General features: G+C 64.1%; 23 protein-coding genes and 1 pseudogene. 17 read left to right on the plus strand and 7 right to left on the minus strand.

From position 1 onward, the window contains the following. Positions 1–33 precede the first annotated feature (33 nt). From AB5Y59_RS20415 to hslR, 4 genes are all read right to left on the minus strand, one after another. On the minus strand, positions 34–699 hold the full coding sequence (locus AB5Y59_RS20415) for a GntR family transcriptional regulator (RefSeq protein WP_029314822.1): 666 nt from the start codon (positions 697–699) through the stop codon (positions 34–36). 173 nt (positions 700–872) lie between these two features. Next, positions 873–2,498: a phosphoenolpyruvate carboxykinase (ATP) gene (gene pckA / locus AB5Y59_RS20420; RefSeq protein WP_069784268.1), complete on the minus strand. Its 1,626-nt coding sequence runs from the start codon at positions 2,496–2,498 to the stop codon at positions 873–875. 149 nt (positions 2,499–2,647) lie between these two features. Further along, entirely contained in the window at positions 2,648–3,532 is an 885-nt protein-coding gene (gene hslO / locus AB5Y59_RS20425; RefSeq protein WP_010675729.1) for an Hsp33 family molecular chaperone HslO, read from the minus strand. A gap of 104 nt (positions 3,533–3,636) precedes the next feature. Next, the gene (gene hslR / locus AB5Y59_RS20430; RefSeq protein ID WP_010675728.1) at positions 3,637–4,035 is read right to left on the minus strand and encodes a ribosome-associated heat shock protein Hsp15; all 399 of its coding nucleotides are present in this window, start codon (positions 4,033–4,035) and stop codon (positions 3,637–3,639) included. 213 nt (positions 4,036–4,248) lie between these two features. On the opposite strand from hslR, the gene exeC reads away from it, so the two are divergent. From exeC to exeN, 13 genes and pseudogenes are all read left to right on the plus strand, one after another. Then, positions 4,249–5,100 (plus strand): GspC family type II secretion system variant ExeC, encoded by an 852-nt coding sequence (gene exeC, locus AB5Y59_RS20435; RefSeq protein WP_272865916.1) that lies wholly within the window; start codon positions 4,249–4,251, stop codon positions 5,098–5,100. Between the two features lie 21 nt (positions 5,101–5,121). Continuing rightward, a complete protein-coding gene (gene exeD, locus AB5Y59_RS20440; RefSeq protein WP_010675726.1) occupies positions 5,122–7,176 on the plus strand; it encodes a GspD family T2SS secretin variant ExeD in 2,055 nt (684 codons plus the stop codon). Beyond that, the gene (gene exeE, locus AB5Y59_RS20445; RefSeq protein ID WP_041211720.1) at positions 7,176–8,681 is read left to right on the plus strand and encodes a GspE family T2SS ATPase variant ExeE; all 1,506 of its coding nucleotides are present in this window, start codon (positions 7,176–7,178) and stop codon (positions 8,679–8,681) included. Before exeD ends, exeE begins: the two co-directional genes overlap by 1 nt. Before the next feature lies 1 nt (position 8,682). Next, positions 8,683–9,903, plus strand: a complete 1,221-nt coding sequence (exeF, locus tag AB5Y59_RS20450; RefSeq protein WP_045522076.1) for a GspF family T2SS innner membrane protein variant ExeF — start codon at positions 8,683–8,685, stop codon at positions 9,901–9,903. A 189-nt stretch (positions 9,904–10,092) separates the two neighbouring features. Next, complete coding sequence (gene exeG / locus AB5Y59_RS20455) at positions 10,093–10,524, plus strand: GspG family T2SS major pseudopilin variant ExeG (RefSeq protein WP_010675723.1); 432 nt, start codon at positions 10,093–10,095, stop codon at positions 10,522–10,524. 47 nt (positions 10,525–10,571) lie between these two features. Continuing rightward, the gene (gene exeH, locus AB5Y59_RS20460; protein ID WP_368212568.1) at positions 10,572–11,135 is read left to right on the plus strand and encodes a GspH family T2SS minor pseudopilin variant ExeH; all 564 of its coding nucleotides are present in this window, start codon (positions 10,572–10,574) and stop codon (positions 11,133–11,135) included. 65 nt (positions 11,136–11,200) lie between these two features. After that, positions 11,201–11,554: a GspI family T2SS minor pseudopilin variant ExeI gene (gene exeI / locus AB5Y59_RS20465; protein WP_342041121.1), complete on the plus strand. Its 354-nt coding sequence runs from the start codon at positions 11,201–11,203 to the stop codon at positions 11,552–11,554. Between the two features lie 44 nt (positions 11,555–11,598). Next, positions 11,599–12,240, plus strand: coding sequence for a GspJ family T2SS minor pseudopilin variant ExeJ (gene exeJ, locus AB5Y59_RS20470; RefSeq protein ID WP_041211717.1), 642 nt, complete (start codon positions 11,599–11,601; stop codon positions 12,238–12,240). A 125-nt stretch (positions 12,241–12,365) separates the two neighbouring features. After that, positions 12,366–12,440: pseudogene (locus AB5Y59_RS20475) on the plus strand (type II secretion system protein GspJ); the annotation flags it as partial. Then, positions 12,430–13,455: a GspK family T2SS minor pseudopilin variant ExeK gene (gene exeK / locus AB5Y59_RS20480; protein WP_041213947.1), complete on the plus strand. Its 1,026-nt coding sequence runs from the start codon at positions 12,430–12,432 to the stop codon at positions 13,453–13,455. The pseudogene AB5Y59_RS20475 and the gene exeK, both read left to right, overlap by 11 nt. Positions 13,456–13,568: 113 nt before the next feature. Next, positions 13,569–14,753, plus strand: a complete 1,185-nt coding sequence (exeL, locus tag AB5Y59_RS20485; protein WP_183148953.1) for a GspL family type II secretion system protein ExeL — start codon at positions 13,569–13,571, stop codon at positions 14,751–14,753. Next, positions 14,750–15,241, plus strand: a complete 492-nt coding sequence (gene exeM / locus AB5Y59_RS20490; protein WP_010675717.1) for a GspM family type II secretion system protein ExeM — start codon at positions 14,750–14,752, stop codon at positions 15,239–15,241. The genes exeL and exeM overlap by 4 nt, the downstream gene beginning before the upstream one ends. Then, positions 15,238–15,996, plus strand: a complete 759-nt coding sequence (gene exeN / locus AB5Y59_RS20495; protein WP_039040581.1) for a GspN family type II secretion system protein ExeN — start codon at positions 15,238–15,240, stop codon at positions 15,994–15,996. The genes exeM and exeN overlap by 4 nt, the downstream gene beginning before the upstream one ends. A gap of 48 nt (positions 15,997–16,044) precedes the next feature. Here the strand turns inward: exeN and AB5Y59_RS20500 are convergent, their stop codons facing one another. After that, positions 16,045–16,854, minus strand: a complete 810-nt coding sequence (locus tag AB5Y59_RS20500) for a helix-turn-helix transcriptional regulator (RefSeq protein ID WP_183148951.1) — start codon at positions 16,852–16,854, stop codon at positions 16,045–16,047. Positions 16,855–16,999: 145 nt separating this feature from the next. Between AB5Y59_RS20500 and tyrS the strand changes: the two genes are divergently transcribed. After that, entirely contained in the window at positions 17,000–18,265 is a 1,266-nt protein-coding gene (gene tyrS, locus AB5Y59_RS20505) for a tyrosine--tRNA ligase (RefSeq protein ID WP_045522249.1), read from the plus strand. Here tyrS and AB5Y59_RS20510 read toward each other — a convergent pair. Then, positions 18,260–19,165 carry a LysR family transcriptional regulator gene (locus AB5Y59_RS20510; RefSeq protein WP_042864913.1) on the minus strand — a complete coding sequence of 302 codons (906 nt, stop codon included), beginning with the start codon at positions 19,163–19,165 and terminating at the stop codon, positions 18,260–18,262. The genes tyrS and AB5Y59_RS20510 overlap by 6 nt on opposite strands. Before the next feature lie 116 nt (positions 19,166–19,281). On the opposite strand from AB5Y59_RS20510, the gene AB5Y59_RS20515 reads away from it, so the two are divergent. Then, positions 19,282–20,388 carry an NADH:flavin oxidoreductase gene (locus AB5Y59_RS20515; RefSeq protein WP_368212569.1) on the plus strand — a complete coding sequence of 369 codons (1,107 nt, stop codon included), beginning with the start codon at positions 19,282–19,284 and terminating at the stop codon, positions 20,386–20,388. Between the two features lie 79 nt (positions 20,389–20,467). Here AB5Y59_RS20515 and yrfG read toward each other — a convergent pair whose 3' ends face one another. Further along, complete coding sequence (gene yrfG / locus AB5Y59_RS20520; RefSeq protein WP_043152800.1) at positions 20,468–21,136, minus strand: GMP/IMP nucleotidase; 669 nt, start codon at positions 21,134–21,136, stop codon at positions 20,468–20,470. A gap of 147 nt (positions 21,137–21,283) precedes the next feature. Between yrfG and nudE the strand changes: the two genes are divergently transcribed. Further along, positions 21,284–21,892, plus strand: a complete 609-nt coding sequence (gene nudE, locus AB5Y59_RS20525; protein ID WP_368212570.1) for an ADP compounds hydrolase NudE — start codon at positions 21,284–21,286, stop codon at positions 21,890–21,892. A 44-nt stretch (positions 21,893–21,936) separates the two neighbouring features. Next, entirely contained in the window at positions 21,937–22,749 is an 813-nt protein-coding gene (gene cysQ / locus AB5Y59_RS20530) for a 3'(2'),5'-bisphosphate nucleotidase CysQ (protein WP_010675709.1), read from the plus strand. Positions 22,750–23,032 lie beyond the last annotated feature (283 nt).

Raw genomic sequence — 23,032 nt, forward strand, 5'->3', positions numbered from 1 at the left:
GTCGTTATTGCCAGCTTGTGGTGATGTGAGTGTTCATTGATGGTGGCCGCTTGCCAGGATCTGTCTGATCGACTGGCCTGCCGCCTCGATGTGTTGCTTGAGCAGTACCACTGCTTCGTGCTTGCGCCGGGCGCGGCACAGTTCAAGGAGTCGGGCGTGCTCCCGCTCGGCCTTGTCCACGCCGCCCTGGGCGAACAGCAGTTCGAAACGCACATAGCGGTCGCAGCTCAGATTGATCTGGGCGATCAGTTCCAGTGCCTGGGGGCGATTGGCTGCCTGGTAGAGGGTGGCGTGAAAGCGGTGATTCAACTCGGCCCAGTGTTCGATCTGGGTGCCAGACTCCAGCGCCAGATCAAACTGGGCGAGGATGGCTTGCGCCTGGGCGAAGGTCTCCTCCGTCATCAGGTCGACGGCGTGGAACAGGGTATCGGCTTCGAGCAGTGCCCGCAAATAAAAGAGCTCCTCGATGGCCGAGGCATCCAGCATGGTCACCACGGCGCCGCGATGGGCCTCGAACTTCACCAGCCCCTGGGCTTCCAGTTGCATCAGGGCCTCCCGCACCGGGATGCGGCTCACCGCCAGCTCCTTGGCGATGGCGTCCTGGCGCAGGGGGGCGCCCGCTGCAAACTCGCCACGCAATATCCGGCCGCGGAGGTTCTCCATCACCATCTGGGTTCGGGTCTTGTAAGGTGGGGTCATGCTGGGGTCACGGGCAGGTTGCAAAATTGTATATTGTATAAAGTTTGGCTGAATCTAACGCGCAAGGGCCGTCAAGGCAAGGCTTGGCGGGAGCCATATGCCGCGCATCGGCCAAAAAAATACCGGCCAGCAGGGCTGACCGGTACGGGATTGTGAGACGCGAGGCGCGTTTCTTACAACTGCGGGCCCGCCGCGACCAGGCGTTTGCCTTCGTCGTTGTCGGTGAAGCGCTCGAAGTTCTTGATAAAGCGCCCGGCCAGATCGGCCGCCTTGGCATCCCACTCGGCCTGGTCGGCGTAAGTGTCTCGCGGATCCAGGATGGCGGGGTTGACGCCCGGCAGCTCGGTCGGCACTTCCAGGTTGAACACCGGCAGTACCTTGGTCGGCGCCTTCTCGATGGAACCATCCAGGATGGCGTCGATGATGCCACGGGTATCCTTGATGGAGATCCGCTTGCCGGTACCGTTCCAGCCGGTGTTGACCAGATAGGCTTCAGCCCCTGCCGCTTCCATCCGTTTCACCAGCTCCTGGCCGTACTTGGTCGGGTGCAGGCTGAGGAAAGCCGCGCCGAAGCAGGAGGAGAAGGTCGGGGTCGGCTCAGTGATGCCGCGCTCGGTACCGGCCAGCTTGGCGGTAAAGCCGGACAGGAAGTGGTACTTGGTCTGCTCCTTGGTCAGCTTGGCGACCGGGGGCAGCACACCGAAGGCGTCTGCGGTCAGGAAGATCACCTTGGTGGCGTGACCCGCCTTGGAGACCGGCTTGACGATGTTGTCGATGTGATAGATGGGGTAGGAGACCCGGGTATTCTCGGTGCGGGAACCGTCGTCGAAGTCGATGGTGCCATCGGCGGCCACGGTCACGTTCTCCAGCAGCGCATCGCGGCGGATGGCGTGGTAGATGTCCGGCTCGGCCTCTTCGGAGAGCTTGATGGTCTTGGCGTAGCAGCCCCCTTCGAAGTTGAACACGCCGTGATCATCCCAGCCGTGCTCGTCATCACCGATCAGCTGACGCTTGGGATCGGTGGAGAGAGTGGTCTTGCCGGTGCCGGAGAGGCCGAAGAAGATGGCCACGTCCCCATCCTTGCCCACGTTGGCGGAGCAGTGCATGGAGGCGATGCCGCGCAGGGGCAGGAAGTAGTTCATCATGGAGAACATGCCCTTCTTCATCTCGCCACCGTACCAGGTGCCGCCGATGAGTTGCATCTTCTCGGTCATGTTGAAGGCGACGAAGTTCTCGGAGTTGAGACCTTGCTCCTTCCAGTTCGGGTTGGTGCACTTGGCACCGTTCATCACCACGAAGTCCGGTTTGAAGGCCTTCAGCTCCTCTTCGCTCGGGCGGATGAACATGTTCTTCACGAAGTGCGCCTGCCAGGCCACCTCGGTGATGATGCGCACCGCCAGGCGGGTGTCCGGGTTGGCGCCGCAGAAGCCGTCCACCACGAACAGACGCTTGCCGGAGAGCTGTTTGGTGACCAGCCCTTTCAGATGTGACCACACTTCCGGGGTAATCGCCTTGTTATCGTTTTTACCCTGGTCAGACCACCACACAGTATCCTGGGTAGTGGCATCTTTGACGATATATTTATCTTTAGGGGAGCGGCCGGTGAAGATGCCGGTGTTGACGTTGACGGCGCCAAGCTCGGTGACGACGCCACGTTCGAAGCCCTCAAGGTCTGAGCGGGTCTCTTCAGCGAAAAGCTGCTCATAGGAGGGGTTGCGAACGATTTCCTGGCTGTTTTTGATACCGTATTGGTCCAGCTTCAGTTGTTGGGCCAGGGTGGGTTCTACCACGATTGTCATTGTATTCTCCTGGGTTCAGAGGTGTGTAGGGTTCTATCTGACGTTCATGCTACCACCTAGGTGGTAGTTTTTAGCGATCGCCATCAAACTTTATAAAATAGGGTATTTTTTTGTTATTTAAGTTAAAGGCGGGTTTTGCCCGCCTTTGATTAGTGTAACTGGTTTGCATCATTACCGGGAGCCCTGCTGAACAGGGTTTCGATGTCTATCCCGTCGAATTCGTAGTGGGCGCCGCAGTAATCGCAGTGCATGTCGATCTTGCCGAGCTCCTGCACCATGGATACCGCTTCCTCCTTGTCTATCTGCAGCAAGGCCCCTTCGCAACGCGCGCGGGAGCAGGTGCAGCGGAACTCGATGGCCTGGGGATCGAACACCCGTACCTTGTCCTGGTGGTAGAGGCGGTAGAGGATCTCTTCCGCGTCCAGACCGAACAGCTCTTCGTCCTTGATGGTGGTGGTGAGCTGAACCAGGTGGTCGAAATCTTCGCTGTGATCCTCGCTCTGGGCCGGCAGCTCCTGCAGCAGGATGCCCGCCGCACGGGGCTCGCCCTCGTGGTGGCCGGTGCGGATCCAGAGGCGGGTGGCGAGTTGTTCGGACTGGGCGAAGTAGTGCTCCAGGCAGGCCGCCAGGGTGTCGGCCTCCAGGGCGATGATGCCCTGATAGCGCTCTCCCTGATCCGGGGTGATGGTGATGACCAGATGGCCGTTGCCGATCAGGCTTTGCAGCTTGCCGTCCGTCGGCAGTTCCCCTTCATAGCGTGCCACGCCGCGCAATTGCTGGTTGTTGTCGCCGTTGATGACGGCCAGACGCACCGGACCGTCCCCCTGCAGCTGCACCGTGATGGAGCCTTCGAACTTGAGGGTGGCGGTCAGCAGGCTGGTGGCAACCAGCAGCTCGCCCAGCAGGTGCTGCACCTGTACCGGGTAGTTCTGGGCGTCGATGATGTGGCGGTAGGTACGATCCAGCTGGACCAGCTCCCCACGCACTTCGTACTCTTCGAACAGATAGCGATACAGGAGGTCTTGGTTACTCATCATGGTTTCCTAGGATGTTCTTGGGGAAAAATAAACACATTGTTAAACAGGTGGTTAGGAACTAATTCCTCCACCTGTCGTCATAAAGGGGCCACAGACGCGGATTAGGATTGCTTGACCCGGATAAGCTGGCGTCGCTCCTGCTTGTCGGGTCGGCGCTCCGGGCTTGGGGCAAACTGGCTGTTGAAGCGGCGGGCTTCGCTGTTTTCGGCCCGTTTCTTCAGGCTGGCCTCGGTCTCTTCATAGAGTTGCTGGGCCAGCGGGGCGGATTTGCGCTGCTCGCTCACCTCGAGCACCCGCACCTCCCGCTCGTCCTGGCCTTGCCAGAATCGCACCAGGGCGCCGACCTCGACCGCCTTGCCCGGCTTGGTGCGCTGGCCGTTGTAGTGCACCTTGCCGCCGTCGATCTGATCCCGCGCCAGACTGCGGGTCTTGTAAAAGCGGGCGGCCCACAGCCACTTGTCGAGACGGACCTGAGTGCTGCTTTGTGCTGGATTCGACATGGATCGGCTCCGGGATGGCTGAAAAGGTGCCTGATTATACCAGAGGCGGGCCCCGGGATAGAAACAGGGGGCATCCGGGTGTGACGGAAACTGAATTTTCACCCCTTGGTCCCATCCGGTCGGTTGTCTCTGGGTCCATTGCCGTACACAATAGCCAACCGACTTGGATGCCAGACAATTTTGAGAAAGATGACGCTACCGTTCAGGGATGATTTGTTGACTTCCCTTCTGGCTCGCTGCAAGGCCATGCCACTTTCCCGTTTCAGCCAGCCCCTGTTCTGGCTTCTGCTGCTGTTGCTGGCCCAGCAGTGTGCCGTGCTCACCTGGCGCCTGTACGAACTGGCCCAGCCCGCTCCCCTGACCCCCTGGCAACCCTCGGTCACCTCGGTGCAGGGGAGTGGCGGCGATCGCCTCGATCTTGGCAACCTCAGCCGCCTCTCTCTCTTTGGCAAGGCGCTGCAACCCCAGGCGGACAAGGCGGCAGAGACGGTGGCGGCGGATGCCCCGAAAACCCAGCTCAATGCCCAGCTCAACGGGGTGCTGGCAAGCTCGGATCCCGCCAAGTCCATCGCCATCATCGCCCACAACGGGACACAGAACTCTTACGGCATCGGGGACTACATCGACGGTACCCAGGCCAGGATACGCCAGGTGTTTGCCGATCGGGTCATCATCGCCCGGGACGGCCGTGACGAGACCCTGATGCTGGACGGGGAAGAGTATGGCAAGCCCCTGCCCAAACCGGCCCGCCAGGAGGGGCTCTCCTCCGTGCGCAGCGAACTGCTGGGCAACCCGGGCAAGATCACCGATTACCTCAATATTTCTCCGGTCCGGGTGGACGGTCGCATGACCGGCTATCGCCTCAACCCGGGTCGCAATCCGGAACTGTTCAATCAACTCGGACTGGTCGCCAACGATCTGGCGGTCAGCATCAACGGCCTGGATCTGCGTGACAACGCCCAGGCCATGCAGGCGATGCAGCAGGTGGCGGGCGCCACGGAAATGACCGTCACCGTCGAGCGGCAAGGACAGCTCTACGACGTCTATGTCGGCTTGTCAGAATAATGAATTGGAGTAGCACCAAGAATGACAAATAAAGGGAAGGGCTGGCGTCTGGCCACCATGGCGGCAGCCTTGATGATGGCCGGTTCTGCCTGGGCCACCGAGTATTCCGCCAGTTTCAAGAACGCCGACATCGAGGAGTTCATCAACACGGTCGGCAAGAACCTGAACAAAACCATCATCATAGAGCCATCGGTACGCGGCAAGATCAACGTGCGCAGCTATGACCTGCTCAACGAGGATCAGTACTACCAGTTCTTCCTGAGCGTGCTCGACGTTTACGGCTTTGCCGTGGTGCCCATGAACAACGGCGTGCTCAAGGTAGTGCGCTCCAAGGATGCCAAGACCTCGGCCATCCCCGTGGTGGATGACACCAACCCCGGCGTGGGTGACGAGATGGTGACCCGGGTCGTGCCGGTGCGCAATGTCTCGGTCCGTGAACTGGCCCCCCTGCTGCGTCAGCTCAACGACAACGCCGGCGGCGGCAACGTGGTCCACTACGAGCCCTCCAACGTGCTGCTCATCACCGGCCGCGCCGCCGTGGTCAACCGCCTGGTGGAGGTGGTTCGCCGGGTGGACAAGGCGGGGGATCAGGACATGGACGTCATCAAGCTCAAATTCGCCTCCGCCGGCGAGATGGTGCGGCTGGTGACCAACCTCAACAAGGATGGCAGCAATCAGGGGGCCAACGCCTCGCTGCTGCTCTCCCCCAAGGTGGTGGCCGACGAGCGCACCAACTCCGTGGTCATCAGCGGCGAGCCCAAGGCCCGTGCCCGCATCATCCAGATGGTGCGCCAGCTCGACCGGGATCTGCAGAGCCAGGGCAACACCCGGGTCTTCTACCTGAAATATGGCAAGGCCAAGGATCTGGTGGACGTCCTCAAGGGGGTCAGCTCCAGCATCGCCGCCGACAAGAAGGGCGGGGCGGCTGCCACGGCCACGGGCGGCGCCAGCATCGGCGGCGGCCAGCTCGCCATCTCCGCCGACGAGACCACCAATGCCCTGGTGATCACCGCCCAGCCGGACGTGATGGCCGAGCTGGAGCAGGTCATCGCCAAGCTCGACATTCGTCGTGCCCAGGTGCTGGTGGAGGCCATCATCGTCGAGATATCGGATGGTGACGGCATGAACCTCGGGGTGCAGTGGGCCAACACCAATGGCGGCGGCACCCAGTTCACCGACACCGGTCTGCCCATCGGCTCCCTGGCCATCGCCGCCAAGGATTACAAAGACAACGGTAACACCGACGGCCTGTCATCCCTGGCGGGCAGCTTCAGCGGCATGGCGGCAGGCTTCTATCACGGAGACTGGGCGGCGCTGGTGACGGCGCTCTCCACCAACAGCAAGAACGACATCCTCTCCACCCCGAGCATCGTCACCATGGACAACAAGGAGGCCTCCTTCAACGTCGGTCAGGAAGTGCCGGTGCAGAGCGGCTCCCAGAGCTCCACCACCAGCGATCAGGTGTTCAACACCATAGAGCGCAAGACGGTGGGGACCAAGCTGGTGGTGACGCCCCAGATCAACGAAGGAGATTCCGTGCTGCTCAACATCGAGCAGGAGGTCTCCAGCGTGGCACAGAAGCAGGCGACCGGGACCGCCAACCTGGGCCCCACCTTCGATACCCGCACCGTGAAGAACGCCGTGCTGGTCAAGAGCGGCGAGACAGTGGTGCTGGGCGGCCTGATGGACGAACAGACCCAGGAGCAGATCTCCAAGGTGCCCCTGCTCGGGGACATTCCGGTGCTGGGCTACCTGTTCCGTTCCTCCAAGACCTCCACCGCCAAGCGCAACCTGATGGTCTTCATCCGCCCGACCATATTGCGTGACGCCAATGTCTACTCCGGGGTCTCCAGCAACAAGTACACCCTGTTCAGGGCCGAACAGCTGAGCCGGGCTGCGGAAGAGGGCTATGCCACCTCGCCGGCTCGCCAGGTGCTGCCCGCCTATGGCCAGGACGTGATGATGTCCCCCGAGGTGCAGCAGCAGATCCAGAGAATGCAGGCCCAGCAGCAGGCGACCGCCACCGGCGTGCGCGCCCAGGTGCAGGAGCAGCCCTTCGTGCAGAGCAAGCCCTGATGGCCGCCTATCAGCTCGATGGCAGCGAGCTGCCGGCTCCCCTGCCGGAACTGCCGTTCGCGTTTGCCCGCAACTTCGGGGCCATCCTGACCGAGCGCCAGGGTGCCCCGGTGCTGCTCTGTCGTCAGGGGATCTCCCCCCAGACCCTGCTGGAGGTGCGCCGGGTGGCGGGCTGTGCCTTCGCGGTGGAGCAGCTTGGCAACGACGAGTTCGAGACGCTCCTGATGGCCCACTATCAGCGTGACTCCTCCGAGGCGCGTCAGCTGATGGAGGATCTCGGCAACGAGATGGACTTCTTTGCCCTGGCCGAAGAGCTGCCCCAGAGCGAGGATCTGCTGGATGCCGACGACGACGCCCCCATCATTCGCCTCATCAATGCCATGTTGAGCGAGGCGATAAAAGAAGAGGCGTCCGACATCCACATCGAGACCTTCGAGCGGGCCCTGGTGATCCGTTTTCGCATCGATGGGGTGCTGCGGGAGATCCTGCGCCCCCATCGCAAACTCGCCTCCTTGCTGGTGTCGCGTATCAAGGTCATGTCGCGCATGGACATCGCCGAGAAGCGGGTACCGCAGGATGGCCGCATCTCACTGCGCATCGGCGGCCGGGCGGTGGACGTGCGGGTCTCCACCATGCCCTCCAGCTACGGCGAGCGGGTGGTATTGCGACTGCTCGACAAGAACAACGTGCGCCTCGAGCTCAAGCAGCTCGGCATGACGCTGGCCAACCGCAACATCATCAGCGAACTCATTCGCAAGCCCCACGGCATCATCCTGGTGACGGGCCCGACCGGTTCGGGCAAGTCCACCACCCTTTATGCGGCCCTCTCGGAGATCAACTCCCGGGATCGCAACATCCTGACCGTCGAAGACCCCATCGAATATGACCTCGAAGGGGTGGGCCAGACCCAGGTCAACAGCAAGGTGGACATGACCTTCGCCCGGGGCCTGCGCGCCATTCTGCGCCAAGACCCGGACGTGGTGATGGTGGGGGAAATCCGTGACCTCGAGACCGCCCAGATCGCGGTGCAGGCATCCCTCACCGGTCACCTGGTGATGTCGACCCTGCACACCAACACCGCCATCGGCGCCATCACCCGGATGCGGGACATGGGGATCGAGCCCTTCCTGCTCTCCTCGTCGCTCCTGGCGGTACTGGCCCAGCGGCTGGTGCGCACCCTCTGCCCGGATTGCCGCGCACCGCACCCTGTCACCGAGCAGGAGCGTCTGGCCATGGGCATCGAGCTTGCGCCGGATCAGCAGATCTGGCGTCCGGTGGGCTGCGAGCAGTGCAACCACACCGGCTATCGCGGCCGGACCGGCATCCACGAGCTGGTGGTGGTGGACGAAGCGGTGCGCGAGGCAATCCACAGCGCCAGCGGCGAGCTCGCCATCGAGCGGCTGATCCGGGGTCACACCCCCAGCATCCGCCGCGACGGCATCGACAAGGTGCTCAAGGGGCAGACCAGCCTCGAAGAGGTGCTGCGCGTGACCCGGGAAGACTGAGATGGCGGCATTTGAATACAAGGCCCTCGACGGCAAGGGGCGCAACAAGAGCGGCGTGCTGGAAGGGGATTCCGCCCGCCAGGTGCGCCAGCTGCTGCGCGAGCAGGGGCTGACCCCCCTCGAGGTGAACGAGACCACCGAGAAGGCCAAACGGGAGGCGAACCGCTTCGTGCTGTTTCGCCGTGGCGCCTCCACCTCGGAGCTTGCCCTCATCACCCGCCAGCTGGCGACCCTGGTGGGGGCCGGTCTCACCATCGAAGAGGCCCTCAAGGCGGTCGCCGAGCAGTGCGAGAAGGCCCACCTGCGCAGCCTGGTGGCGACGGTGCGCAGCAAGGTGGTGGAGGGGTATTCCCTGGCCGATTCGCTGGGGGCCTTCCCCCATGTGTTCGACCAGCTGTTCCGCTCCATGGTGGCGGCCGGCGAGAAGTCCGGTCACCTGGAGAAGGTGCTCAACCGTCTCGCCGATTACACCGAGCAGCGCCAGCACATGCGCACCAAGCTGCTGCAGGCGATGATCTATCCCATCGTCCTCACCCTGGTGGCGGTGGGGGTCATCTCCATACTGCTCACCGCCGTGGTGCCCAAGGTGGTGGCCCAGTTCGAACACATGGGCCAGCAACTGCCGGGCACCACCCGTTTCCTCATCGGCACCAGCGAGCTGTTGCAGCACTACGGCCTCTGGTTCCTGCTGCTCCTTGGCATTGGCGGCCTGATCTGGCGCTGGTGGCTGACCGACGACAAGCGCCGCCGTCGCTGGCACCAGGTGATACTGCGCCTGCCGGTGATCGGTCGGGTCAGCCGCGGTCTCAACACCGCCCGCTTTGCCCGCACCCTGAGCATCCTCAACGCCAGCGCCGTGCCCCTGCTGGAGGGAATGAAGATCGCCGGCGAAGTGCTCTCCAACGACTATGCCCGAATGCGCATCGGTGAGGCCACCGAGCGGGTGCGGGAGGGGACCAGCCTGCGCAAGTCGCTGGATGAAACCAGAATTTTTCCGCCCATGATGCTGCACATGATCGCCTCGGGCGAGCAGAGCGGCGAGCTCGACAGCATGCTGGAGCGGGCGGCGGACAACCAGGACAGGGAGTTCGAAACCCAGGTGAACATCGCCCTCGGGGTGTTCGAGCCCATGCTGGTGGTCTCCATGGCCGGGGTGGTGCTGTTTATCGTGATGTCGATCCTGCAGCCGATCCTGGAGCTCAACAACATGGTGAATTTGTGAGGCTGGCGTGCGTGTGACATCGGTCGATCCCGCGGTCAACTCGCTCGAGCTCAACAACATGGTGAATCTGTAAGGGTCGGGTGCCCGAATAGGCTTCGCCATTCGAACCTGCACATTCAATCGAACGATCGTGGTTTAACAGTTAATCGTTGATGGCTCATGCCATCTCATTTCGTTAGGGAGTCAGTCATGCAAAAGCGTCGTCAATCGGGTTTTACCCTGCTGGAAGTGATGGTGGTCATCGTGATCCTGGGGATCCTGGCCAGTCTGGTGGTGCCCAACCTGATGGGCAACAAGGAGAAGGCGGATCAGCAAAAAGCGGTCTCCGACATAGTGGCGCTGGAAAACGCCCTCGACATGTACAAGCTGGACAACAACCGCTACCCCACCACCGAGCAGGGGCTGGATGCCCTGGTCAACAAGCCGACCGCATCCCCTGAGCCGCGCAGCTACCGTGAAGGGGGCTACATCAAGCGCCTGCCGCAGGATCCCTGGGGCAACCAGTATCAGCTGCTGAGCCCGGGCCAGTTCGGCAAGATCGACATCTTCTCCATGGGGATGGACGGCGAAGCCGGGACCGATGACGACATCGGCAACTGGAACCTGAAGGACTTCCAATAAGTGATTCCGCCGCGTCGTGCTCACTGCGTTACCCCGGGGCTGCCTGAATGAAGGTGGCCTCTTCGGCCCGTCACCAGGCCGGTTTTACCCTGCTGGAAGTGTTGCTGGTGGCCATGTTGATGGGACTGGTGGCGACCGCCGTCACCCTCAGCATGGGGGGCGCCAGGGGGGATCGGGAGCTCGACAAGCAGGCGCGCCGCTTCATGGCGACCCTGCAGCAGGCCCAGGAGTATTCGGTCATGGATGGCAGGCTGCTGGGGCTGCGGGTCGAGGAGAACGGCTGGCAGTTTATGTCCCGGGATCCCAAGGATCGCAAGTGGCGCGCCCTGACCGGTGACAAGCTGCTGGGGCCGGTGACGTTGCCGGAGGGGATGACCCTGGCGGTGGAGCTGGAAGGTTTCAAATGGCGCACTGCGTCGGACGAACGCCAGGAGCAGGGTCGGGACGAGCGTGAGCGGACACCCCAGATCCTGGTCTTTCCGGGGGGAGAGCTCTCTCCCTTCGTGCTGACCCTGAGCCAGCAGGACGAGGATCTGCATTACCTGCGCACCGTCAGGGGGGACGAGTTCGGTCGTCTCTCCCTGTTGCAGGATGAAGAGGAAGAAGAGTGAGGAGCGCCAGGCCCGCAGGGGGCGTTCTAGCGCGTCGCACCGCTCTGTCGGGCGGACCCGCCCGGGTGCGCGGCATGACGCTGCTGGAGGTGATGGTGGCCCTGGCTGTGTTTGCCATCGCCGGGCTGGCGGTGATGAAGACCGCGAGCGAACACCTGGCCGGCCTCAATTATCTGGAGCAGAAGACCCTGGCGACCTGGGTGGTGGAGAATCAGCTGGTGCAGCAGAAGCTCGAAGGCAAGTGGCCGGGAGACAGCTGGGTGGAAGGGGACGAGGAGATGGCCGGGCAGACCTGGTACTGGCGCTATCGCGGCGTCGCCACGGCGGACAGCAACTTCAGGGCGCTGGACGTGGAAGTGCGCACCGCGCCCAAGGCCGACAGCCCGGTGGCCATGATCCGGACCTATCTCAGCCGATGAACATTCATCAACGTGCGTCCATGATCCGGAGCCGGTGTCAGCCGATGATCCAGAGCAACACCCACCCATCGCACCACCGCGGCTTTACCCTGCTTGAGATGCTGGTGGCCATCGCCATCTTCGCCACCCTGAGCCTGGGGGCCTATCAGGTGCTGCAAGGGGTGCTGACCAGCGACGAGGTGGCCAAGCGCAAGGAGGCCCGCCTCTCGGAACTGCAGCTCGCCTTCAGCCTGCTGGAGCGGGACGTCACCCAGATGGTGCCGCGCAGCGGTCGCATCGACGGCGAGAACAACAAGGTGCTGCTGGCGGCGTCCCGCTTCGGCCAGCAGAGCGACGATTGGGGCATGGCCTTCATTCGCGGCGGCTGGCTCAATCCGGACGGCATACTGCCGCGCTCCGGCCTGCAACGGGTGGGTTGGCGTCTCAAGGGGCAGACCCTGGAGCGGTTGAGCTACCTCTATCCGGATCCGGCCATTGGCACCGAGCCGCGCATTCAGCCCGTGCTGACCGGCGTGACGGCACTGCGCCTCTATTTCTACGACAAGGGACAGTGGAAGGAGGAGTGGACCCAGCGTGACCTATTGCCCTACGGGCTGGCGGTGGAGCTGGAGCTTGAAGACTACGGCACCATCCGCCGCCAGTTCCTGATCGGAGCCGGTGGTCAGAGGGCAGAGAATGGTAACTGATCGTCGTTTTCCCCTGTCTATCACGGAGGATGACGGCACTATTCGACGCCGCCAGTTCCTGATCGGTGCTGGTGGCCAGAGGGCAGAGAATGGTAACTGATCGTCGTTTTCCCCTGTCCGTCACGGAGGATGACGGCACTATTCGACGTCGCCAGTTCCTGATCGGTGCTGGTGGCCAGCGAGCGGACAATGGCAATTAAGCGCGGCCGGGGCCGATCCCGCACTACACTGGGCCGCCAGGGGGGCATGGCCCTGCTGGTGGTGCTGCTTATCCTCGCGGTGATGGTGATCGTCGCCAGCAACATGAGCGGCCGCCTGCAACTGGAGCTGCGCCGCACCGCCAACCTCACCCTGGGCAAGCAGGCCTGGTGGTATGCCATGTCGGCGGAGGCCCTGGTGATCAAGGTGCTGAACCAGGACTTCAAGGATGACCCGGATCGGGTGAGTCTGGGACAGAACTGGGCGCGGGAGGACGGGGTCTTCCCGGTGGAGGATGGCACTCTCTCGGGCCGGGTGCGGGATCTGCAATCCTGCTTCAACCTCAACAGCCTGAGCGTGCCCCTCAAGGAGGGGGAGAACGGCGACGATCTCGATGCCCAGCCTTACCAGTTCAAGGTGTTCCGGGCCCTGCTCGCCCAGCTCGAGGTGGATGATTACGAAGCGGTACAGCTGACGGACGCCATCCGCGACTGGACCGACAAGGATACCCAGCTGGTCTCGAGCAACGGGGCCGAGGATGCCTACTACGAGGGACTCAATCCCCCCTACCTGGTGGCTAACCAGCGGATGCTGGGCACCGACGAATTGCGGGCAGTGCGCGGGGTGAGCGCCAGCCTGTACGCCCGGTTGGCCCCCTATGTGTGCTCCCTGCCCAATGACAAGCTGGTGGTGAACATCAATACCATCCGGCCGGAGCAGGCGGCCCTGCTGGTGGGGCTCTACCAGGGGAAGATCGGGCTGGACGATGCCAAGCGGGTGCTGACCAGCCGCCCCAAGAAGGGGTGGAAGAACAAGCAGGAGATGACGGAGCAGTTGCAGGTTCAGCCGGGTGCCATCACCGGGCTGGATGGCGCCCTGGACATCAAGAGCAGCTTCTTCGAGGCCCGCCTGCTGGCGGAGGTGGGGGAGACCCGCGCCAGGCTTGAGACCGTCTTCCAGCGTGGCAAGGACAACAAGCTGGTGATGCTGCGTCGCCTGAGCGGCGGCGCCGAATAACAAGGGGGGCGTGGGGCGGTTCAGCCGACCTGCGCATCCCCCGATTGGACTGCAACCCATGGCTGTGCGCCCGCCCCCCTGAGGGAGGAGCGGGCATGGCAGGAGAGACATTAGTGAGCGAGAGTCTGGTCATCCGTCTAGGGACCAATGCGCAGCAGCCAGTGCACTGGCTGGTCTGGTCGGCGCAGGAGCAGGAGATCATCGCCTCCGGCATCCTGGCCTCGGCGCACGCCCTCGGCGAGCTGCAGGAGCGTGCCGGTGGTCGCCCCGTGGTGACCCTGGTGCCCGGCAGCGATCTTATCTTCCGGCGGGTCAATCTGCCGGGCAAATACAGCCGCCAGAGTGCGGCGGCCCTGCCCTATCTGCTGGAGGAGCAGATCGCCTCAGACGTGGACGATCTGCACCTGGTGGTGCTCGGCCATCAGGGCCGCGAGGTGGATCTGATGGCGGTGGACAAGGGGAAGATGCAGTCCTGGCTCGGCTGGCTGGAGCAGGCAGGGCTCAAGACCCTGCACCTGCTGCCCGACGTGCTGGCACTGCCGCTCGCCGCCGATGGCTGGTCAGCCCTGCAGCTGGGGGAGGAGTGGCTGGTCCGCCAGGGCCCCCGTCAGGGCATAGTGGCGGAGGAGTCCCTGCTGGCCATGCTGCTGGCAGCGCAGACCGAACCCGTCACCCTTCACTGCCATACTCCCATCCCTGCCATGGCGGCGGGCAACTGGCAGGGGGCTGACCCGGAACTGCCCATGCTGTTGCTGGCGAAAGGGGCGCTGACCTGCCAGGCCAACCTGCTGCAGGGGCCCTATCGTCCCCAGACCGAATACGCCCGCTACTGGTTGCAGTGGCGCAAGGTGGCGGTGCTGGCAGGCGTATTGTTGCTGGTGGCCCTGGTGCAGCGCGGTGTGCATCTGCACCAGCTGACGGAACAGGACAAGGCCCTCAAGGCGGAGATCCGGCAGGTCTACACCCGGATCTTCCCGGGGGAGACGCGTATCGTCAACGTGCGCAGCCAGATGACCCAGCACCTCCAGCAGTTGGGGCAGGCTCCCCAGGATGGCGTTCTGTTGCTCCTGACCGAGCTGGCCCCGGTGTTTGCCGAGGTGCCCGGCCTCAAGCCCGAGGTGCTGCGCTTCGATGCAGCCCGGGGCGAGCTGAGGTTGCAGGTGACGGCCCCCGGCTTCACCGAGATCGAACGTTTCCGCGAGCTGGCGGGCAAGCGTTTCGAGGTGCAGCAGGGTGAGGTGCGAAGCACCGAAGGCAAGGTCGAAGGGGCGCTGGTGCTCAAGGGGAGGTCGTCATGATGGACAAACTGCAGAGCTGGTGGCGCGGCATCAGTGCCCGCGAGCAGCGGCTGGTGGCGGTGGGGGGCAGCGTGCTGCTCATCGGGCTCTTCTACTGGGCGATCTGGCAGCCGGTGGCAAATCGCATTGCCGAGCGCGAGCGGCAGGTGGTGAACCAGCAGCAGACCCTGGCCTGGCTCAAGGAGAAGGGGCAGGAGGTGCTGGCGATGCAGGGGGGACAGGGGCGCCAGATCGATACCGGTGGTACCCTGGATGGCGTGGTGAACCGTACCGCCTTCAACCAGAAGATCAAGATCGCCCGCTTGCAGCCCCAGGGTCAGGAGCTGCAGGTATGGATAGACACAGTGCCGTTCGATGATCTGCTGATCTGGCTTGCGACCCTCTCGGATCAATACGGCGTCCAGGTGCAGATCATCGAGCTGGCCCGCGAGGGGCTGGCCCCCGGGCTGGTCAAGGTCAGACGTTTGCAGTTGAGTCGTTCCCAATGAAGCGAAAAATAGTGATCGCCAGTCTCTTCCTGCTGGCCTATCTCGGTTTCCTGCTGGCCCAGTTGCCTGCATCCCTGGTGGTGCGCCATCTGCCGCTGCCCCCCAATCTGGTACGGTTGGAGGGGGTGAGCGGCACCCTCTGGAGCGGTCAGGCCGCCCGGGTGCAATATGCCAGCGAGTCCCTCACCCAGTTGCGCTGGGATCTCGATGGCTGGTCTCTGCTGCGGCTGGCGCCCGAGGTGTCGGTGCGCTTTGGCGAGCGCAGCGGACTCAACGGGCAGGGGATCCTGGGTTGGAACGGTGCCGCTTTCGGGCGCGACATCACCCTGAATGCGCCGGCCCCCTGGGTGCTGGAGCGGGTGCCGATGAGACCCCCCTTCCCGTTGACGGCGACGGGTCAGTTGCAGCTCAAGATCGATCAGTTTGCCCAGGGCACTCCCTGGTGCGACAACCTTTACGGGGATCTTCACTGGTATGACGCACAGGCGGACACCCCGGCGGGCAAGCTGGCCCTGGGGGATCCCGAGATCACGCTCACCTGTCTCGACTCCCGGCTGGTGGCCGAGATCAAGCAGGGCTCGGAGGCGGTGCAGGTGCTGGGCAAGCTGGAGTTGCAGGCCAATCGCCAGTACCTGTTCCAGGGCACCCTGAAACCGGGTCCCGAGCTGCCGGACCAGATGAAACAGGGGCTCCCCTTCCTCGGCCAGCCCGATGGGCAGGGGCGCTTCCCGCTGCGTTATCAGGGCCGCATCTGACGGCGTTGCCCATGGTTTGAACCACCCCGCCCCGGCGGGGTGGTGTCGTTATGGGGGCGCGCCGGCTGGCGCCGTGATGAGGTGATTGAGGAAAAAGCTGAACAGCTCGGCCCGGGAGTGCAGGTTCAACTTGGCGTAGAGGTGCTTGCGGTGATTCTTCACCGTGCCGCTGCCGATGCCGAGCGCACCGGCAATGGCCTCGGTATCCAGCCCCTGCAACAGCAAACCCGCCACCTGGCGCTCCCGCCGGGTTAGCTGATCTCCCCCCACACTGGCGATAGCCTGCTCCACCGCCCCCTTGAGGTCAGTGCCATCTGACCTGGCCGGGCTGCGGGCCAGGCGGGGTGTATCTTCCCGCCAGTGCTGGCGACACAGGGAGTGGACCAGCGGAAACAGTGCCTCCAGCCTGGCCAGCTCGTCACGGCTGAGGGAGCGGCGCTTGTCGAGGCGGCCCAGAAACAGCATCAGGGTGAGGCCGCCGCGCACCGGCAGGATCAGCCCCACCTCCTCCTGCCAGCCGGTGGCCTGATAGAAGTGGTGGCGATACTCGGGGTCGAGTCGCCCCCGCGACACCTGCGCCAGGGTCCAGACCCCGGCACCCAGCCCCTGCTCCAGCGCCTGCATGAAGGGATCCTGGCTAAAGTGGCGGGTGAGGTAGCGGTCGAACAATAGGGCCCGCTGATGATGCAGGTTGTCGTAGAGGTAGACGGGGCGCAGCCCCACCCCGAGCAGCAGGGCACAGTCGAATGCCACCTGTTGCTGGATGAGGCGCACCAGGGCTGCCGGGAAGCCGCTGCCGTGCAGGGCATCGACGGTGGCGGTCAGGCTCAGGGTATCCGTGGCAGGGGACGGGGGCATGGCGATGGGCTCCGGGTCAGGGAATGGCTTCCCCACGATGGCAGGATGCTAGCACGGGAGTGGCAAAACTGTCCCCTGGGGGACATATCTGCCAGCACCGCAAACGGCGAGGATGGCCCTCTTTCTCTTGCTGTTGGAGCCCCCCATGACAAATCCTCACCTGCTCGATGAGCTGACCCAGCGCGGCCTGGTGGCCCAGAATTCCGACCCGGTGGCGCTGGCCGACCATCTTGCCACCCCGCGCACCGTCTATTGCGGGTTCGATCCCACCGCTGGCAGCCTGCACATCGGCCACCTGGTGCCACTGCTGATGCTGCGCCGCTTCCAGCTGGCGGGCCACACCCCGGTGGCCCTGGTGGGCGGGGCCACCGGCCTTATCGGCGATCCCAGCTTCAAGGCAAGCGAGCGCACCCTCAACAGCGCCGAGACGGTGCAGGGCTGGGTCGCCAGCCTGTCGGCCCAGATAAGCGCCCTGCTGACGGCGAGCGATGGGCTGGCGGCGCCGCTGCTGGTCAACAACGCCGACTGGATGGGGCAGATGTCCGCCCTCGATTTTCTGCGGGACATCGGCAAGCACTTCTCGGTCAACGCCATGCTGGCCCGCGAATCGGTGCGCCAGCGCCTGGCCCGTCCGGATCAGGGGATCTCGTTCACCGAGTTCTCCTACGCCCTGCTGCAATCCCAGGACTTCGCCGTGCTCAACCAGCGCCTCGGCTGCACCCTGCAGATCGGTGGCAACGACCAGTGGGGCAACATCACCAGCGGCATGGACCTCACCCGCCGCCTCCATCAGGCCCAGGTCTATGGCATGACGCTGCCGCTCATCACCAAGGCCGATGGCACCAAGTTCGGCAAGACCGAGGGGGGCGCTATCTGGCTCGACCCGGCGCTCACCTCCCCTTACGCCTTCTACCAGTTCTGGCTCGGCACCGCGGACGAGGATGTCTACCGCTTCCTGCGCTACTACAGCTTTATGCCGCTGGCCGAGATTGAGACGCTGGAGGCGGAGGATGCGAAGCGGCAGGGGCGCAAGCTGGCCCAGCAGGTGCTAGCGGACGAGCTGACCGAACTGGTACACGGCAAGGGGGCGCTGGCGGCGGCGCAGCGCATCAGCGAATCGTTGTTCAGTGGCGAGGTAGCGCGCCTTGGGGAGAGCGATCTGGCCCAGCTGGCGCAAGATGGCATGCCAAGCAGCTGCATCGAGGGGGAAACGGATCTGGTGACCCTGCTGGTGGAGTGCGGCCTGGCCAACTCGAAGCGGATCGCCCGCGAGCTGCTGGCGGCGGGGGCCGTCAGCGTCAACGGTGCGATCCGCCGGGATGAGCCGCTCACCGCCGACGATCGGCTGTTCGGCCGCTACCTGCTGCTGCGCCGGGGCAAGAAGCAGTACCACCTGGTGATCTGCTCATGAAGGGGTGAGCGCCTCGATGACGTAGTCGAGGAAGTGGCCGACCAGGGCCGACTCGGCCCGGCGCTGGGTATAGAGGGCGTAGAAATGGGCCCCCTTGGGGCGATAGTCCGGCAGCACTTCGCGCACCACCCCCTCGGCCAGCTCGGCCGCCACCAGGTAGCGCGGCAGGCGGGCTATCCCCAGTCCCTGGCGCATCCCCTGGTGAATCGCCTTCTTGCTGCTGAAGGCCAGCTCGCCCGCTACCTCGAGAGGGATCTCGCGCCCCTGGGCAAGCAGGGGCCAGCGCTCGTGGCGGCCGTACTCCTGGCTGCGGGTGATGAGGCTGTGCTGGTGCAGATCTTGGGGTGTGCTGAGGGGCGGGTGGCGGTCCAGGTAGTCGGCGCTGGCGCAGAGCACCAGATCGTCCACCGCGATGGGGCGCGCCAGGTAGGGCTGGGTGCCCAGCTCGGTGCTGCGAAACGCCACGTGCAGGTTGTCGCGCAGCAGGTCGGCCGGGGTATTGCTGAAGTCGGCGATGATCCGCACCTCCGGGTGGTCGGCGCGAAAGCGCAGCAGCACCGGAGTCAGCACCACTTCTCCCCAGAGATCCGGCGCCGTGATGCGCAGCTCCCCGCACAGTGCCGAGCGGCGGCGCTGCAGGCCGTCCAGCAACTGCTCGTGCAGGGCGATCATCTGGTCGGCCTGGCGGTAAGCGAGCTCTCCTGCGTCGGTCAGTTGCACCCGGCGGGTGGTGCGGCTCAGGAGCACGCTGCCGAGGCTCTGCTCCAGGTGGCGCAGATCTTTTGACGCCTTGCTCGGGGTGATGCCGAGCTGGGCCGCCGCCGCCGCGAAGGATCCGCAGCGGACGATGGCGACCAGCAGGCGCATCAGGTAGAGGGTGTCGAGCTTGTGGTGACTCATGAGGGGTGGCCTATTGTGTCTTGCTGGGAATGAATGTTTTGCTTGAGTGCCTGATTATATCCTCATAGCCCGGGTTTATAGTGGCCGCCATACCATTGCGATCCCGGGAGAGGACGATGAACAAGACACTGGGCGACAGCTTCCACTTCGAGCGAGCCGGATTGCGGCTCAAGAACCGGGCCGTGCTGGCCCCTTTGACCCACAACATGAGCGGCGCAGGCGGTGATCCCGGCCAGGCCGAGCTCGACTGGCTGGCGCGCTGCGCCCGTGGCGGCTTCGGCCTGCTCATCGCCGCCGCCACCCAGGTGCGGCCCGGCGGACGCTGCTGGGCGGGGCAGCCTGCCCTGATGACGGACGCCCAGCAGCAGGCCTTCACGGCCCTGGCCGACAGTGCGCGGCAGGCCGGGGCGCTGGCGGTGGTGCAACTGCATCACGGCGGGATGCGGGCTCTGCCCGAGCTGAACGACGGGGCGCCGGTCGGCCCGTGCGCGCTGGCGCCGGGCGGGCGTTACCCCCTCGGGGTCAAGGGGCTGAGCGAGGAGGAGATTCTGACGCTGATTGACGCCTTTGTGAGCGCTGCGGAGCGGGCCCATGGTGCCGGCCTGCACGGGGTCGAGCTGCACGCAGCCCACCACTTCCTGCTCTGCAACTTCCTCAACCCCCTGCACAACCGGCGCACCGACCGCTGGGGGGGCAGCCTCGCGAACCGGGCGCGGATCCTGGTGGAGATAGTGCGCGGCATTCGCGCCCGTCTACCCCGGGGCTTCCTGGTCGGGGTGCGTCTCTCCCCCGAGAGCTATGCCCATATCCAGGGCATCGAACTGGCCCATCAGCTGGCGGTGGCGCGCCTGCTGGCGGACGAGGGGATCGACTACCTGCACTTCTCCATGGGGGACAGCTTCAAGGCGGTGGCAGGGGATCCCGACGGCGGCGCCCTGCTGGAGGCGGTAAGGGTCGGGTTGGCCGGGCGGGTGCCGCTCATGGTGGCGGGCAAGATTAGCGACGCAGATTCGGCGGTTCGGGCTCTGGCCGGCGGCGCCGAGCTGGTGGCGGTGGGCACGGCGGCCCTTGGCAATCCGGACTGGATGGAACGGGTGAGCCGCGGCCTGCCTCTGCATGCAGCCCCTTTCACGGCGGCGCACCTCACGGAGGTCGGCTTCACCCCAAGCGCCCTCGACTACCTGGCCAGCATGGGGGTGCTGGCCCCGCGCGATGCGGCCTGAGGGCTTTCATGAACGGTATGCGCTCGGCAGGCTGCTGAGCTGATGTGACAAGGCCCTCGTGAAGAGGGCCTTGTGCGTGTCAGGCGCCGAGAGGGAGCAGGTCGGCGTAGTCGTCGAGCGCCGGGAAGTGCTGGAAGGTGAGCGGCGGCATCTGGCTGTCGGGGTGACGGATGCCGAGCTGGTGGGCGATGCCGAACTCGGCCGAGGCGGCCAGGATCCGCTCGCTGTCATCCACGAAGAGGGTGCGGGCCGGGTCGAAGGCCAGCCGCTCGGCCAGCGCCTGCCAGCAGTGCTGGCTCTCCTTCGACCACCCGAGCTCATGGGTGCTCACCATCAGATCGAGGTGCTGGGCGAGGCCGAGGCGTGCATCCTTCACCGACAGACTGGCGGGATGGGCATTGGTGAAGAGCACCACCTGCTTGCCGGCGGCCTTGAGTGCGGCCAGGAAGGGAATGACGTTGGGGCGCCACTGGATCTTTTCCAGGATCTCCTGTTTGAGGGCGCGGATGTCGAGCCCGAGCGTCCGGGTCCAGTAATCCACGCAGTACCAGTCGAGCGTGCCGTTGACCGCATGATAGTGGGTGTCTATCTGCGCCTTCGCCTCGGCCAGCGGCAGGCCGAGTCGCTCGGCGTAGCGCACCGGCACCAGGGTTTGCCACAGATGGCTGTCAAAATGGAGATCGATCAGGGTGCCATCCATGTCGAGCAACACGGTATCAATCTGGTGCCAGGGCAGGGGAGTCGACATGGGGCCTCGCGATGTCTGTGGTGATGGGAAAAACGGGGCGCATTATAACGGATTTTTCAGACATCTTTCCCCTCTTTGCCCCGTGGTGTTCGGCAGGGGAGTCGTTTACTCTTGAAACACGATTTTTTAACGAGCAGTCAGCCCCCGATGAGCGATCCCCACAAGCGCAATCCCGTCCACCTCAGTGTCGAGACCATGGCCCATGACAAGAGCAAGCCGGAGATCCTCAAGGCCGAGATCGTGGCCGAGAGCCGGCTGTTCAAGGTGGAGTCCCTTCACCTGAAATTCTCCAACGGCGAGGAGCGGGTCTACGAGCGGATGCGCGGCGGCAACCGGGGTGCCGTCATGGTGGTGCCCCTGTTCGATGCCTACACCCTGCTGCTGGTGCGCGAGTACGCGGCGGGCACCCACTCCTACGAGCTGGGTTTCCCCAAGGGATTGATAGACCCCGGTGAAAATGCCTTCGAGGCGGGCAACCGGGAGCTGATGGAGGAGGCGGGCTTCGGGGCGAGCAGCCTGACCCTGCTCAAGCAGGTGTCGCTGGCGCCGGGGTATTTCTCCAGCCGGATGGACATCTTGCTGGCGCGGGATCTCTACCCCGAGCAGCGGGTCGGTGACGAGCCCGAGCCTCTCGAGGTGATCCCCTGGCCCCTCAACCGGATCGACGAGTTGCTGGCACGACCGGACTTCACCGAGTCGCGCAGCATCAGTGCCCTGCTGCTGGCCAGCAAATGGCTGGCGGAGCAGGGAAATTAGCCCGCAGAGGGTCTGTTTGGCAATCAGAGGCAGAGGTAAGCACCATGCAGGAGTTGTTGGCCTGGATACCCGAGGTCAAGGAGATCGCCCGTGAGGCGGGCAGGATCCTTCACGAGATCTATCGCGGCGGTCAGTTCGAACGCCAGTTGAAGGAGGATGCGACCCCGGTCACCAGTGCCGATCTTGCAGCCGATGCCTACCTCAAACAGGCGCTGGCAGCGCTCACTCCCCATGTCCCCGTGCTGACCGAAGAGGCGGCCGACATCCCCTTCAGCCAGCGTGCGAACTGGCGCCAGTACTGGCTGGTGGACCCGCTGGACGGCACTGGCGAGTTCATCGCAGGCAGCGGCGATTTCGCCACCCTGATCGCCCTGGTGCGGGACAATGTCCCGGTGCTCGGGGTCATCTATGCCCCCGAATCCGATCTGCTCTACTGGGCGGTGCGCGGTCACGGCGCCTTCAAGGAGGCGAACGGCGAGAGCCGTCCCATCAGCGCCATCCATCATGAACACGATCAGCCTGACTCCCTGGTGGTGGCCATCAGCCGCCGCCAGAAACTGGAGAACCTGACCCGCCGCCTAAACCCGGCCATCCACTACGAGCTGATCCCGCTCGGCTCCAGCTCCCTCAAGTCCTGCCTGGTGGCGGAAGGTGTGGCAGATTGCTACGTGCGCCTGGGCCCCACCGGGGAGTGGGATACCGCTGCCGCCCAGTGCATCGTGGAGGCGGCAGGGGGCCGCATCCTCAGCCTGGCGCTGCAACCGCTGAGCTACAACGAGACGGAGTCGCTGGAGAACCCGGACTTCATCGTGATGGGGGACCCGGATCTCGCCTGGGGTCGCATTCTGGCCCACTGACGGGTCGACCAGCTCGCAGAGAATGCAATCAGGCGACCACAGGGTCGCCTGATTGCATTGGTGTGATCCACTGGCTGGTTGCGGGGATTTTAGGGAGATTTGCTAGTGATGGCGATAACGGCAGTGGATCATCACATCCAATCTGGCTGCACTGGCATAAATTTCAGTTAATTCTGAAAACATGCATTTCATCGAAACAAAAAATCGACGTCTGTTTTAATTTTGGTTTTATATTCCTAATTTTTGGTTGATGTCAGGATTAATTGAATAATCCGAGGTGGAA

The sequence above is a fragment of the Aeromonas sp. s10 genome (genome assembly GCF_040907975.1).
GTDB lineage: Bacteria > Pseudomonadota > Gammaproteobacteria > Enterobacterales > Aeromonadaceae > Aeromonas > Aeromonas caviae.

Coding starts and splice junctions, on each gene's coding strand:
- AB5Y59_RS20415 (WP_029314822.1), bottom strand. CDS start 699: ATGACCCCACCTTACAAGACCCGAACCCAGATGGTGATGGAGAACCTC.
- pckA (WP_069784268.1), bottom strand. CDS start 2,498: ATGACAATCGTGGTAGAACCCACCCTGGCCCAACAACTGAAGCTGGAC.
- hslO (WP_010675729.1), bottom strand. CDS start 3,532: ATGAGTAACCAAGACCTCCTGTATCGCTATCTGTTCGAAGAGTACGAA.
- hslR (WP_010675728.1), bottom strand. CDS start 4,035: ATGTCGAATCCAGCACAAAGCAGCACTCAGGTCCGTCTCGACAAGTGG.
- exeD (WP_010675726.1), top strand. CDS start 5,122: ATGACAAATAAAGGGAAGGGCTGGCGTCTGGCCACCATGGCGGCAGCC.
- exeE (WP_041211720.1), top strand. CDS start 7,176: ATGGCCGCCTATCAGCTCGATGGCAGCGAGCTGCCGGCTCCCCTGCCG.
- exeF (WP_045522076.1), top strand. CDS start 8,683: ATGGCGGCATTTGAATACAAGGCCCTCGACGGCAAGGGGCGCAACAAG.
- exeG (WP_010675723.1), top strand. CDS start 10,093: ATGCAAAAGCGTCGTCAATCGGGTTTTACCCTGCTGGAAGTGATGGTG.
- exeH (WP_368212568.1), top strand. CDS start 10,572: ATGAAGGTGGCCTCTTCGGCCCGTCACCAGGCCGGTTTTACCCTGCTG.
- exeJ (WP_041211717.1), top strand. CDS start 11,599: ATGATCCAGAGCAACACCCACCCATCGCACCACCGCGGCTTTACCCTG.
- exeK (WP_041213947.1), top strand. CDS start 12,430: ATGGCAATTAAGCGCGGCCGGGGCCGATCCCGCACTACACTGGGCCGC.
- exeM (WP_010675717.1), top strand. CDS start 14,750: ATGATGGACAAACTGCAGAGCTGGTGGCGCGGCATCAGTGCCCGCGAG.
- exeN (WP_039040581.1), top strand. CDS start 15,238: ATGAAGCGAAAAATAGTGATCGCCAGTCTCTTCCTGCTGGCCTATCTC.
- AB5Y59_RS20500 (WP_183148951.1), bottom strand. CDS start 16,854: ATGCCCCCGTCCCCTGCCACGGATACCCTGAGCCTGACCGCCACCGTC.
- tyrS (WP_045522249.1), top strand. CDS start 17,000: ATGACAAATCCTCACCTGCTCGATGAGCTGACCCAGCGCGGCCTGGTG.
- AB5Y59_RS20510 (WP_042864913.1), bottom strand. CDS start 19,165: ATGAGTCACCACAAGCTCGACACCCTCTACCTGATGCGCCTGCTGGTC.
- AB5Y59_RS20515 (WP_368212569.1), top strand. CDS start 19,282: ATGAACAAGACACTGGGCGACAGCTTCCACTTCGAGCGAGCCGGATTG.
- yrfG (WP_043152800.1), bottom strand. CDS start 21,136: ATGTCGACTCCCCTGCCCTGGCACCAGATTGATACCGTGTTGCTCGAC.
- nudE (WP_368212570.1), top strand. CDS start 21,284: ATGAGCGATCCCCACAAGCGCAATCCCGTCCACCTCAGTGTCGAGACC.
- cysQ (WP_010675709.1), top strand. CDS start 21,937: ATGCAGGAGTTGTTGGCCTGGATACCCGAGGTCAAGGAGATCGCCCGT.